Genomic DNA, 12940 nt, shown 5'->3' with positions numbered 1-12940 from the left:
GGCAGGCACCGCTAGGGACTGGGCCCTGCATGGTCGCACGCGTCGCCTGTGGCGGGGAGGGGGCCAACGCCCTCCTGCACCGACGGCAGGATCATGTGTGCCGTCAGCGATCGCCAGAACAGTGACTCGTCGTAGCTGTCGAAGTCGGTCCGGACCAGAATCGGCGACGGCAGGCCCTGCGCGCGCAGGCGAAGGCGGATGCTGGCCACCTCCTCGCTCAGCCCCATGCCGAACAGCACCAGCTGCACCTTCGCATCGCGCAGCACGTACGACTCCTGCAGGCGCGTGCCGAGGCCAGCCGCCAGGAACGTTCCCACCAGGTCGTAGTTGCGCCATTCCAGCACCGACAGGCCGCTGTCCACGCTGTAGATCGATTCCATGCGGATCAGGCCGCGCCGTCCTATCGTCCGTGATATCCGCTGACGGGCGGCCTCCTGCCCGCCCATGATGAGCATCCTGAGCAAAACCGCATCTCCTTGTGTATGGGCTCGCGGAAATGGTCAGGGCGCAGGTGGCATGGCAGATATCAGATGAATCTGATTCCTCCGTGCATGCGGTGACGCACTAGGTACCTGGCTTGCCCCGATCCAACTGCCGGTAGCCGATGGCCTCAGCCAGGTGCGCGGTCTGTATGGTTCCGCTTTCGGCCAGATCAGCAATCGTGCGCGCCACCCGCAGGATGCGATGCATTGCCCGCGCCGACAGCTGCAGGCGCTCGATCGCCTGTTCCAGCAGGTCCTGGTCGGCCTCGCTCAAGCGCGTGCACGCGCGCAGCGCGGCCGGCGGCAGGTGCGCGTTGAGCCCACCACGCGCCTGCTGCCGCGCATGCGCCGCTTCCACCCGCGAGCGCACGCTGGCGCTGGGCTCACCCAGCGGTGTGCTCTCGCGCAGCTCCACCGCATCCATGCGGCTCACGTTGATGTGCAGGTCGATGCGGTCCAGCAACGGGCCCGATACCCGCGCGCGGTAGCGGGTGATGCGCTCGTCGCTGCACAGGCAGCGATTGCTGCGGTCGCCGGCCCAACCGCAGGGGCACGGGTTCATCGCCGCCACCAGTTGGAAGCGCGCGGGGTAGACCACGCTGCGTGCCGCGCGGGAGATGCGGATGTGGCCCGATTCCAGCGGTTCGCGCAGGGTTTCCAGCGCGCTGCGGTTCCACTCGGGCAGTTCATCCAGGAACAGCACGCCGTGATGCGCCAGCGAGATTTCGCCAGGGCAGGGCGGATTGCCGCCACCCACCAACGCCGCCGCGCTCGCACTGTGGTGCGGCGCCCGGAACGGCCGCTGTCGCCAGCGCTTCGGGTCCAGCCCTTCGCCGCTGACCGAAGTGATGGCCGCCAACTGCAGGGCGTCGATCTCTTCGGAATCCGGCAGCAGGCTGGGCAGGCGCGAGGCCAGCAGTGTCTTTCCGCAGCCGGGGCTGCCGATCAGCAGCAGATGATGGCCACCGGCCGCCGCCACTTCCAACGCCCGGCGCGCGAGCGCCTGACCGCGCACATCGGCCAGATCGGGCAGCGGCAATGGTGTGGTGTCCAAGCGTTCCACCTGTGGCAGTAGACGCGGGTTGCCCAGCCCGGCGCAGCATTCCAGCAGAGTGCGCGCCACCCGCACATCGGCGTGCTGGGCGAGGGCGGCTTCGGCAGCGTTGCCCGGGGGCACAATCAAGATGCGCCCCGCTTCGGCGGCGGCAATCGCGGCGGGCAGCGCGCCGGACACCGGTCGTAGTTCACCGGTCAGACCCAGCTCACCGAGGAACTCGTACTGCAGCAGCGACTGCGGATCGACCTGGCCGCTGGCGGCGAGGATGCCCAAGGCAATCGCCAAGTCGTAGCGCCCGCCTTCCTTGGGCAGATCGGCTGGGGCCAGGTTCAAGGTGATGCGCCGCTGCGGAAAGTCGAAGCGCGCGCAGAGCAGGGCAGCGCGCACGCGCTCGCGTGACTCGCGCACGCTGGTCTCGGCCAGGCCGACGATCTGGGTGACGGGCAGACCACCGGAGAGATGCACCTCGATCCGCACCAATGGGGCATCGACCCCTGCGCGGGCACGGCTGTGGACCAGCGCCAGGCTCATGTGTGGTTTCCTGATGGAACGGGTTCTCGATGGTGTCAGCCCACCAAGGGTGGCAACCATCAGGGAAGTCAGGTGATACTCCTAGGGGTACTTCAGCTCTTCCTGGCCCGATCAGGCCTCAGCGATCTGCTCGAGCCAGACACCACAGCGAGTGCACCTCGGAAACCCGTATCGTTGTCAGCGGATGACGCACGGCTGTCCTGTGATCATCCCCTCCCATGGATAGACGAAGACGTCATGAAGACACGCATTTTCATCCTGATTGCGCTGGGCCTGTTGCCTGCAGCCGTGGGCTTTGCTGCAGATATCTCTCGTGTGGACTTTGTATCGAAAGCATTCCGCGACGGCGATTTCATTCCTCACGTCTACAGCGAACAGGACGTCGTGCGTCGATATGGCGATGGCGAAAAGATCGTGGATGCCGCTGGGCTGATACGGCGCAGATACCTGGACCCAACTACCCGATGGGAGGTCCTGATTACCTCCAATCCTGATGTCACATCAAAGTACCGAACCGTCGACGAGATCCGCGTTTCTTCGATCAGCATGGGGCAACCTGCCGCAGGTAGAACCGAGAGCTTGCGGAAGCTGAAACTCAAGGGAGTTGCAATCGGTGACCCTGCTTCCCGGGCGGCTAGTGCAGCGCGCAGGTATGGTCAGATCCACACTGAGCAGGAAACGCTGGGCAGCTTCAATGTCGAGCGCATCTGTGGGTTCTCGGGCAGCGGATCGAGCATATGCTTCTACATCAAGGATGCAGAAGTCGTTGCAATGGCGCTGGGGTTCGGTCCCTGAGATCCCGCGTTATGCGGGGCGCGTCCTGTAGATCCATTCATGCATGCCATCGGGACTTGCAAGTGATGCGCCTGCGTGGCAACTGCCGCTGGCTGGCAGCCACCACTTGGACGCTCGATTCGACGTCTGAGCCAGAGTCTGGAGGCGCGGACGATGGAAGTGCTGCATCTGCCTGCGCTAGATATAGGTCTCTGCGCTCTCCATCAGCGCCACGACATGGAGCAAAAAGGGCATGCGCAGCAGTCATCATGCGATGGGTATTTATTGGGGAAAGCCAAATGAAGGGAAGCAGGGTTCTCAAGAGTGCACTGGCGCTTCTACTCGGCGGCATGGCTTTCAGCACTGCATACGCTCAACAGCATGCTTCAGAGAAGGAGCAGAGGGAGCTGGACGAGGAGACGGCCGTTGCGGTCAGGAATCTTCTTTCCAGAGTCAGTTCTCTATCGGTCGATGAAGCAATCCGACGGATCCAGTTGGAGACTGCGATGGCGCCGCTCATCCAGGACATCCAGCAGGAGTACGTCGCGCGATTGGCCGGGATCAGCATCGAGCAGTTGCCAGACTTTCATGTGCTGGTGAGGCTGAAAGGCGAGGGCGCCGTTGCACCCCGGCAATGGGCGACCGCGGCAGGGAGCGTGCGCATGGAATTTTCCTCGGGGCATCCCTTCACCAGCGAAGAATTTTCCAACCGATTGGAAGACATCCGCCGCGAAGTACAGGCAGCCATCCCGGGCTTCGTCGGGTTGACCGGCCATGTGGGTGACAACGAGGCCGAAGTCAGGATCCGTGGGGATGCACGGGACGCGCGAAAGTATCAGGAAATTCTCGCCAGGCTGCAGCGCGCATATGGTGTAAAGCTGCGTTTCAAGACGTCAGTGGTGCCTGAGAAGAACGCGGCGCGCGCGTTTGGCTACGCCGCTTCAGCGCGAGTGCAAGGGGCGTACGGGGAAGCCCTGCCACCGCAGGAAGCGACACTGGGTCAAGCGCTTGACCGGGAAATGCCCCACCCGAACCACAACCGTCATCCGCTCGTCATCTCCGACGCCTACCTTGCGGCGCACTTCAGGGGGTAAAGGCGACACCGGTGGCCGAGCAGGCAAGACGGCGCCTGGCGCGCATGTTCGAAGACCACGCGCCATTGCTGCGCGGCTTCTTCGTGCGCCGTGGCGCGCGCCAGGATGCCGAAGACCTGGTGCAGGAGACCTATCTGCGGCTGCTGCGTGCGCATGAGGGCAATGGCGAGCCGATCGCCAATCCAGAAGCGTACCTGTTCACCGTTGCGCAGAACCTGGCGCGCGAGCAGGCCGCGCGTCGGCGCTGGTCCACGCTGCCCATCGAAGACATCGAACACCTGGGCCAGAGTCTGGCCAGCGGGGAATGCGTGGAAGATGCCGCCGAACGCGAACAGCGCCGCCAGCACCTGCAGACATTGCTGGCCACCCTGCCCGAACACACCCGCGCGGTGCTGGTCATGCAGTACCGCGATGGAATGAGCTACAAGCAGATTGCCGAGCGCATGGGCGTATCCCCGCACATGGTGAAGAAGCACGTGGTGCGCGGGCTGTCGGTGTGCCGCCGGGCAATGGCCGAACCGGCAGGGAGGCCGTAAGCATGCGCGTTGAACATCCCACGGCGCTCACCCAGGCCGCCGCGCACTGGCATGCCCTGCAGCGCGAGGGCGACCTCAGTCCTTCGCAGCAGCGTGCCTTCATGCAGTGGCTGCTGGTTTCGCCCGACCACCTGCGCGAGTACATGGCCATCAGCGAGGTAGCCAGTGCGCTCGGGGATGCGCTGCGCACCCTGCCGGTTGATGTGGATGCGCTGCTGCAGGCCCCCGCGCCAGCCGCCAATGTCCATAACGTGGTGCGTCTTTCACCGCGCTCGGCCGCTGCGCCGGCAACGCGGGCCAAGCACCCTGCGCGCGGGGTGCCCCGCATTGCAGTGGCCGCAGCGCTGATGCTGGCCGTGGGGCTGGCCACCACCGTGGCCTGGCCGCGCACCGCGCACTATGTGGCCGCGCACGGTGCGCCGCGACAGATCACCCTGGCCGACAGCACCGTGGTGCACCTGGACGCGGAAAGCGAGATGTCGGTACGCATGTCCCTGCTGGGGCGGCGCGTCGAACTTGAACGCGGCCAGGCCAGTTTCGTGGTCGGCAAGGACCGTCGACCCTTCGCGGTGCACGCGGCCGGCCTGCAGGTCACCGACATCGGCACCACGTTCGATGTTTCGCTGCTGCGCGAGCAGGCGCGCATCGGCGTCAGCGAAGGGCGTGTGCACGTGCGCGGCGATGGCGGGCGCGGCCGCATGCTGGCCGATCTGGGCGCGGGGCAGGCGGCGCAGGTCGACTACCGCGACCAGCAGGTGCGGATCAGCCAGGAGGACGCCGCCAGCATGACCGCCTGGTGGAACGGTCGTATGGTGTTCCGCGACGAACCGCTGCGCGACGTGGCCGACCGCTTCAACCGGCGCAATACCCTGCGCCTGCACGTGAGCGACGACGCCGGCGCGCTGCGTCTGACCGGCAACCTGCGTGCGGATGACGTGGCATCGCTGCGCGCGTTTCTTGACCAGCAGCCGACGCTGGTCACCCAGCACAGCGCCGACGGTATTCACGTGCAACGGCGTGCCGCGCCACCGCTGTAAGAAAAAATTCATCGAAACAGCGGTGCCCGATCGGCGCGCTGCGCCCTCGTAGTTGGGGAAAGCAGGAACACACCCGTTCCGCGACCACCGCCATTTCCTCACTGGATCCCACGATGCGCCGCACACTGTTCCTTTCCATCGCTCTGGCACTGCAGGTCACCGCTGCCGCTGCCCACGCCGCAGAACCGGCCCGCGTGGCCAGCCAGGCCATCGCCTCGCAGCCGCTGGACATGGCGCTCAACGCCTTGTCGCGCCAGACCGGCCTGCAGTTCGTCTACAACGCCCAGAGTGCAGGCAACCCGCGCACGCCGGGCGTGCCTGCCGGGCTCAGTGCAGATGCGGCGCTCAACGGCCTGCTGGCTGGCACCGGGCTGCGCTACCGCTACCTCAACGCCACCACCGTCACCATCGAAGCGCAGGCCACGGCCGCACCGGCGCAGACGTCCGCACAGGCACCCACGGGTGCGGCGCTGGTGGCGGGCACCGCTTTGCTCCAGGGCAGCGTGGGTGCCCCCGTTGCCGAAGCCGCCAACCTGGAAACCATCCAGGTGACCGGCAGCTACAGCCGCAGCCTGGAACAGGCCGTGGACATCAAGCGCGCCACCGTCGGTTTTTCCGACTCGATCGTGGCCACCGACGTGGCCGACTTTCCCGAACAGAACCTCGCCGAAGCCCTGCAACGCGTGCCGGGCGTCACCATCGAGCGCAGCAAGGGCCTGGGCACCAAGGTCAACGTGCGTGGCCTGCCTTCGGAATACACCCACGTTTCCATCAACGACCTGGCAACCGCTTCGGGCAGTGGTGGGCGCGATGTTGAATTTGACATGTTCGCCTCGGAGATCATCCAGCAGGTGACCGTGCAGAAATCGCCTACCGCTGCCGATGAAGAGGGCGGTATTGCCGGTTCGGTGAAGATTTCCACCGCACGCCCGTTCGACTACAACGAACGCAAGCTGGTGGTCTCTGCCGAGGGCGCGCACAACAGCATTTCCGAAGAAGTGGACCCGCGCTTTGCCTTCCTCGCTGCCGATACCTGGGGCGACTGGGGCGCGCTGGTGTCCTACTCGCAGTCCAAGCGTACCAACCGCACCGACTCCACCTCGGGCATCAACTTCCGCCCGTCCTCGCGCTTTCTTACCGCCTCTGGCACCCGTGGTACCCAGGCACAGGCCGTGCTGCGGCGCGATGCAGGCGTGAACATCACTAACCGCAATGATGCCGACCAGACCAACCGCGTGGTGTTCCAGGACAAGGTGGGCGACCGCGTCTACCTCAACGAACAGGACAAGTGGGGCGCAACCGGTTCGCTGCAGTACAAGCCCAGCAGCAACTTCAGCCTGACCTTCGATGCCATGGTGGGTGGCTACGACAGCACCGAAGACGAGTACGATGCGGCGGCCTATTCCGCGTCCAGCCGCAGCACATTCGACACCATCCACGGCTACGACAACACCACGCTGTCCGAGTACGGCATGGTGGTGCTGCGCGATGTGTCCTACACCGCCACCCAGCACGAGATGCTCAGCAAGGAACGCATCAACAAGACCGACTACAGCCAGTACAGCCTGGCGATGGACTGGAAGAACGACAACTGGCAGGTGGATGCGCTGGTGGGCTATTCCGGTGCAGAGAAGACCTCGGACTTCTCCAACCTGAAGCATGTGGCCTATGCGCCCTCGCGCACCCGCTGGACCGGCAGCGGTGGTGAAACCCTTCCCACGGCCGCCGCCGGCAGCTTCGACATGTACAACGACCCGCGTCGCTACCTGTTCGAAGCCTATGAAACCACTCTGGAAAAAGTGAAGGACGACAAGTACGCCGCCCAGGTAAACGTGGCCCGTCTGCTGGACATGGCCTTCCTGCCGGCGCTGCATACCATCAGGTTCGGTGCGCGCTACACCGACCGTTCCAAGCAGCGCCAGTATGGTGAGCTGAAGATCACCGGGCCGACTGCCGGCAGCGCCGCCTGGGTCAATACCCGCACCATGGCCGACAGCCCGCTGGAAAACATCAGCGACATCGTGCCGGGCGGACGCTATTCCAACAAAGGGCTGAACTGGCAGCAGATCTCCAACGACTACGCCCGCAGCGCCTTCCGCTACGACGGGTTCCACACTCCCTTCGACCCGGGCCAGTACTACCAGGTGGACGAGAAGGTGATGAGTTTCTACGCCATGACCGATTTCGCCTTCGAAATCGGCAGCGTGCCGCTCACCATCAACGCCGGCGCGCGGTATGTGGATACCAAGGTCGATTCGTTCGGCTATCACCCCATCCAGCTGGCCAACGGCAGCACCGGCTACACCGATACCCCGGTGTCGAAGGACGGCAGCTACGACGACCTGCTGCCCAGCTTCAACATGACCGCCGAACTCTCCCCCGGCCTGCTGCTGCGTGCAGCCGCATCCAAGGTGATGATGCGCCCGGCGCTGACCGACATCGCCTACAAGCGTACCGCCAGCTGGAGTTCCTACCGCTTCACCGACGGCAACCCGGAACTGAAGCCGACCTACGCCAAGCAGTGGGAAATCGGCCTGGAAAAGTACCTGGACAACGGCGCGCTGTTTGCCGCCAGCTACTTCCGCAAGAACATCGACGGCGTGGTCATCAACTCGCTTACCGGTGTGGTGGAAGACGTGGCGGTCTACAACGCCAACGGCAGCCTCAACGGGACCTACGACTTCGACGTGTACCAGCCGGTGAATGCCAAGGGTGCCTACCAGGTAGACGGCGTGGAGCTGGTGGCGCAGCTGCCGCTGAACATGTTCGCGCCCTGGCTGGAGGGGTTCGGCATCAACGCCAACTACACGCTGCTGGACAGCTCGCTGGCCGGCGAATCGGACCTGGGCATCCGCACGCCGATGCCGGGTCTTTCTGAGAAGACCTGGAACTTCACCGCCTACTACGAAAATTCGCGCTTCGATGCCCGCGTGTCCTACAACCACAAGGACGCCTACGTCGAATCGATCGGCTACAACCTGTACCCGATCTGGCGCGACGCCTATGGCCAGATGGACGTGTCGATCGGCTACCGCATCACCGACAACATCAAGATCAGCCTGAAGGGCATCAACCTCACCAACGAACGCACCAGCGGCTACACCATGGACCCGGCCTTCCCGACCATGGATGAAACCTCTGGCCGCCGCATCAGCCTGGGCCTGCGCGCAGACTTCTAAACGTAGGTTGACGCGCGCGGTGTGCGGACAGCAAAGGTCCGCATGCCGCCCGCGCGCATTTCAGGAAGTTCATCATGAAGAATCATCTGATGCTGGCAGTGCTTGCCGTGTCGGCGCATGCATCTGCGTCCACGGCCGATAGCGGCCGCCAATGGCTGGCCGGCGACCACCACGTACACAGCGAATGGAGCGTGGACTGGGACCACAGCACCACGCCGCCCACCCCGGTGCGCGGTGGCGACTCGCCCTACAGCCGCAGCCACAACGCCGCACAGGCCAAAGCCTTCGGCCTGCGCTGGATGGTGCACACCGACCACGGCGGCCCCGGCCACGCTGCGGTCACCCGCGACCACGCCTATCCCGCGCTGGTGCAGGCACGCGCCGATGTTCCCGAGGTGATCCAGTTCAATGGCATGGAATTCGATGTGCCGGCCGGCGAGCACGCCTCGCTGATCATCGCGCCCGGCCCGGCAGAGCGGGACCAGCTGGTGGCCGCAGAGCGCGACTTCAGCCGTAGCGAGCCGCTGCAAGGCAGCCGCGATACCGAAGCGCAGATGCAGGCGGCGTTGGCCTATCTGCGCGGGCTGAGCCCCGCACCGCTGATGTTCATCAACCACCCGTCGCGCACCGCAACCGGCGTGGGCGAATGGGGTGAGGTGACGCCCGACGAACTGCGCGGCTGGCACGCGGCCGCACCGAACGTGCTGGTGGGCATGGAGGGGGCGCCGGGCCACCAGGCCATCCGCACCGAGCGCGGGCTGTACCGCAACGCAGACGCACCCACGATGGGGGGCTACGACCAGATGACCGCGCAGGTGGGAGGCATCTGGGACCAGATGCTGGCCGAGGGCATGCGCTTCTGGATCACCGCCAATTCCGATTCGCACGTGAACCTGCGCGACGGTGGGCGCGACTATGACCCGGGGGAGTACAGCAAGACCTACACCTGGGCGCGGCCGGAAGCGGACGACATCCTCGATGCGTTGCGCCACGGCCGCATGTTCACCGTGACCGGCGACCTGATCGACGCGCTGTCGCTGCGAGTGACCGCTGGCGATACCAGCGGCGGCCCGGGCGATACGGTAACGCTTGCCGCCACGCAGACCATGCAGGTGGAGGTACGGGTACGGCAGCCGACGCATGCCAACGCCAACGGGCAGCACCCGGCGTTGAAGCGCATCGAGCTGATTGTGGGGGGCAAGGGGGACGACGGCAGCGTGCAGATGCAGCGACGCGGGTTTGATGCCACCACGTGGTCGCGCGACGGCGAGTGGACCATAGCGCGCTGGTCGCTGCCGGTGCCCTCGCACGGCGGGTTCGTGCGGGTGCGGGGTAACAGCACCGGGGCTGTTGAGGCGGTGTGGGACGCACCCGGCGACGACCCTTGGCAGGATCTGTGGTTCTACTCCAACCCGGTGTTTGTGCGCGTTGACCAACACCCCAACGGCAGCTGATCCGTAGCGTCGTACCTGCTCAGCGGCGAAGGGCTGCCATCAGCCCATCCGCGGTCCTTGCCGGCTCTGCTCCTGCTCCTGCGTCTGCGCTTGTGCCAGCTGCTGTGACCGCTCCTGGTCCTGAGCACCGAGGCTCCGGTTGGCCGCGGCATACTGCTGCTCCGGTGCCGCCGCCAGCGCGTCCTGCGTCGGCATCTGCACCCGGTTGGCGGCGGGGTCTGATGACGCGCCCGGCCCCGAGCGCGTCACGAACAATGTGGTACCCGCAGCACGGGTTTCGGTGGCCTCATTCAACGCCATGTCTATTTTGTCGCCGGGTTTGAACCCGGCCTCTGCCGCAAGCCTGTAGGCGCTGGCCAGCAGGCGATCACTGCTCTGGTCCCATGGTTTGTTGTTCTTTTCATCCAGCATGGCCACCGACGAGCGCAACTGCCCCAGCAGCCCGGCGTCCTCCGGGCGTGGGGCTGTGCTGTGGTGTTGGCCTACTTCAGTTTTGTGCTGTGTGGCAGGTGCAGGCGGCGTGGTGGTGTGTGGCGGTGGTGCGCTCGGTGCAGGCTCAGGTGGGGTGGGCGCGCGCGGCGGGATGCCCGTGGGTGGCTGTTCCTGCGGTGCAGTCGTGCGCTGCACGTGTACCTGTGCAATCTCCGCCGGCGTGGTAACGGAAACGATCTGCATGCGCTCGTCATCTTTCCCGGCCAATGTGGCCAGCGAGCCATCCTTCTGTACCTGCAGCATGAAAGTGCCGAAGCTGGGCACGGTGCGTGCGTGATCCTGGGCAACAGCAGCTACAGCGTCATCAATTTCTTCTGCGTTCCGCACAATGCCGGCGCTCTGGTAGGCGTCCACCACCTGGCTGCGCAGGCCGTACTCCTTTGGCGTGGGATTGGCCCGGGCAATGTCCGCCATGGAAGCCAGCTCCTGCACACCGGCTTGCTGGCTCTGACGCGTGCGATTGAGCTCCTCGATGATGCTGCCTTCGGCCGGGTTGGTGCCATACACCCAGCCCGGGGTGTGCCACTGCCCGTTGGCATCCTGTGTGTACTTCTCGCCGTTCGAGGCGCGCAAGGGTTGCGTCTGGTTCTGCGCGTTGGTGATCACCTCCGGTACCGGCTCGATGCTGGCGAACTCGTGCCAGTTGTACTGGCTGAACGCCACCTGGTAACGGGCGGCGAGCGCCTCCGGCGTGTTGGCGGCGTTCTGGGCAATGATGCGCTGCGACTCCAGTTCCAGCTGGCCGGCCTTTTCCGGGCTGACGGACACGCTGTAGTCCAACGGGACGCGTCCATCAATCACTGCGTGGATGGAGAGGTTCCATTCGCCGTTGTTCGGGTTGCGCACGTAGTGGCGGTTGGTTTCGAACGGCTCGCGCGGGGGCGTGTTCTCTCCGCTTGCATCCAGCTTGAAGGGATTCTGCGGTTTGGGCAGGTTGGCCATGCCCAGCGAATAGGAGTCGTTGGCGGCTTTGTAGTTCAGCTCATCCACCAGCCGGCCACCGGCGAGCATCGTGGTCTCGCGGTAGCTTCCATCGGGTTGCGGCGTGCGCACGCTGCGGCTCCAGGTGCCCTTTGCATCCTCCGGGTCGCGGCTCCATTCGTTGCCGCTGCGGTCCACCTGGGTGTAGACGGCTTTCTTGTCCTGGTACTGGGCCCAGTACTCACCGGCAAAGCCACCGGCCACGCCGCCCAACAGCCCGGTAGCCAGCGCACCTGGCCCGGTCCACGAGCCGGTGACCACGCCGTACCCTGCGCCCAACAGGAAACCGCCGCCGAAGCCGCCCGCGGTACGCCCCACGAAGTGGGTGGCAGCAGATTTTGCGCCGGCATCGTTGCCCTCGCTGCGCAACTCGGCCACGCGGTGGCCGGTGATGGCGAAGTCCACGGCCAGTGCGGCGACGCCCGCGGCACCGAGTACGCGGGCGCCGGTAATCTGTCCGCGCGCGGCGGCAGCAGCCTCGGCGGCACCTTCCGCAGCACCCGCTCGCCCTGCAGTGCCAGCCAGTTCCGGAGCCGTGGTTGCCGGGCCGGGGCGCACGATGGTCAGTGGCATTTCCGGGTTGAACGCAGTGCGCACGCGGACGGCGGTGTGCTCGCTCAACGGCAGGCGGCCGCCCTGGTTGGCCTCTTGAATGGCGGTGCCCAACGATGCGCGGCCACCCCAGCGCTCGCTCAGGGTGGAGTTGCCGGGTTCGTCGATGGCATCCAGCGCCAACCTCACGTTGGCTTCGGACTGGGTGACGCCGCGCCAGCGCAACTCGGACGGATTGAGCGTCTTCAGTTCCGCAATCTGCGTGGCGTGGGTGCGCTGGTAGCCGTCCAGATCAGAGAAGAAGGTGCGGACCTTGGCGTTGGCTTCCGCCGGGGTCATGTTCTCGGGCGTGTTGGTGACCAGGTCGCCGTTGAGGATGCCGGCGCGAAGGGTATGTTCGAGGTTCTGGATGCGGGCACCCATACGCTCGGCCGCGGCCGCCCGCACATCCGGCGGCGTGTCCTTCGACAGCAAGGCTCGGCCATCGGATGTTTCCGCGAGGTCGTCGAGAACGAACTTCAGTTGATCCGAGTACGCACTCAACGGCCCGCCTGAGTGTGGCGAAATACTCAGCCTGGTCGCCAGCGCAGGGTTCGCGGGCAGGTTGAGAATGTTGTCGGGGCCGTGGAGCGCGAAATGACCACTCCTGGCAAGCGACTTCAGCAGCTGGCTCTGTTCGAACGCAATCTGTTCGATCAGATGGTGTCCCTGAAAAACCGGTGTGTCGGCCATGCGCACCACCTCATTCAAGAATCCGTTTGAAAGAGCTCG

At 65.3% G+C, this 12940-nt stretch carries 9 protein-coding genes; 6 read left to right on the top strand and 3 right to left on the bottom strand.

The window, feature by feature from the left end:
* Positions 1-11: 11 nt before the first annotated feature.
* Together CR919_RS09160 and CR919_RS09155 are read right to left on the bottom strand one after the other, a co-directional pair.
* The gene (locus CR919_RS09160; RefSeq protein WP_099819751.1) at positions 12-380 is read right to left on the bottom strand and encodes a hypothetical protein; all 369 of its coding nucleotides are present in this window, start codon (positions 378-380) and stop codon (positions 12-14) included.
* A gap of 184 nt (positions 381-564) precedes the next feature.
* Positions 565-2070, bottom strand: coding sequence for a YifB family Mg chelatase-like AAA ATPase (locus tag CR919_RS09155; RefSeq protein ID WP_099819750.1), 1506 nt, complete (start codon positions 2068-2070; stop codon positions 565-567).
* Positions 2071-2307: 237 nt separating this feature from the next.
* Between CR919_RS09155 and CR919_RS09150 the strand changes: the two genes are divergently transcribed.
* From CR919_RS09150 to CR919_RS09125, 6 genes are all read left to right on the top strand, one after another.
* Entirely contained in the window at positions 2308-2865 is a 558-nt protein-coding gene (locus CR919_RS09150; protein WP_099819749.1) for a hypothetical protein, read from the top strand.
* Between the two features lie 248 nt (positions 2866-3113).
* Positions 3114-3938: a hypothetical protein gene (locus tag CR919_RS09145; protein WP_099819748.1), complete on the top strand. Its 825-nt coding sequence runs from the start codon at positions 3114-3116 to the stop codon at positions 3936-3938.
* An 11-nt stretch (positions 3939-3949) separates the two neighbouring features.
* The gene (locus CR919_RS09140) at positions 3950-4474 is read left to right on the top strand and encodes a sigma-70 family RNA polymerase sigma factor (protein WP_165787257.1); all 525 of its coding nucleotides are present in this window, start codon (positions 3950-3952) and stop codon (positions 4472-4474) included.
* A gap of 2 nt (positions 4475-4476) precedes the next feature.
* A complete protein-coding gene (locus CR919_RS09135; RefSeq protein ID WP_099819746.1) occupies positions 4477-5511 on the top strand; it encodes a FecR domain-containing protein in 1035 nt (344 codons plus the stop codon).
* 113 nt (positions 5512-5624) lie between these two features.
* A complete protein-coding gene (locus CR919_RS09130; RefSeq protein WP_099819745.1) occupies positions 5625-8690 on the top strand; it encodes a TonB-dependent receptor in 3066 nt (1021 codons plus the stop codon).
* A 74-nt stretch (positions 8691-8764) separates the two neighbouring features.
* On the top strand, positions 8765-10144 hold the full coding sequence (locus CR919_RS09125) for a hypothetical protein (protein WP_243380026.1): 1380 nt from the start codon (positions 8765-8767) through the stop codon (positions 10142-10144).
* 39 nt (positions 10145-10183) lie between these two features.
* Here CR919_RS09125 and CR919_RS09120 read toward each other — a convergent pair whose 3' ends face one another.
* Complete coding sequence (locus CR919_RS09120) at positions 10184-12901, bottom strand: XVIPCD domain-containing protein (protein WP_099819744.1); 2718 nt, start codon at positions 12899-12901, stop codon at positions 10184-10186.
* Positions 12902-12940: the final 39 nt, after the last annotated feature.

Source organism: Stenotrophomonas sp. LMG 10879 (assembly GCF_002750935.1).
GTDB lineage: Bacteria > Pseudomonadota > Gammaproteobacteria > Xanthomonadales > Xanthomonadaceae > Stenotrophomonas > Stenotrophomonas lactitubi_B.
Note: the sequence above shows the minus strand (reverse complement) of the source record. Positions and strands in the feature narration are given on the sequence as shown.

Excerpts from the sequence above, each read along its gene's own strand:
- CR919_RS09155 (WP_099819750.1), bottom strand. The coding sequence starts at position 2,070 with ATGAGCCTGGCGCTGGTCCACAGCCGTGCCCGCGCAGGGGTCGATGCC.
- CR919_RS09135 (WP_099819746.1), top strand. The coding sequence starts at position 4,477 with ATGCGCGTTGAACATCCCACGGCGCTCACCCAGGCCGCCGCGCACTGG.
- CR919_RS09130 (WP_099819745.1), top strand. The coding sequence starts at position 5,625 with ATGCGCCGCACACTGTTCCTTTCCATCGCTCTGGCACTGCAGGTCACC.
- CR919_RS09160 (WP_099819751.1), bottom strand. The coding sequence starts at position 380 with ATGGAATCGATCTACAGCGTGGACAGCGGCCTGTCGGTGCTGGAATGG.
- CR919_RS09120 (WP_099819744.1), bottom strand. The coding sequence starts at position 12,901 with ATGGCCGACACACCGGTTTTTCAGGGACACCATCTGATCGAACAGATT.
- CR919_RS09125 (WP_243380026.1), top strand. The coding sequence starts at position 8,765 with ATGAAGAATCATCTGATGCTGGCAGTGCTTGCCGTGTCGGCGCATGCA.
- CR919_RS09150 (WP_099819749.1), top strand. The coding sequence starts at position 2,308 with ATGAAGACACGCATTTTCATCCTGATTGCGCTGGGCCTGTTGCCTGCA.
- CR919_RS09145 (WP_099819748.1), top strand. The coding sequence starts at position 3,114 with ATGCGATGGGTATTTATTGGGGAAAGCCAAATGAAGGGAAGCAGGGTT.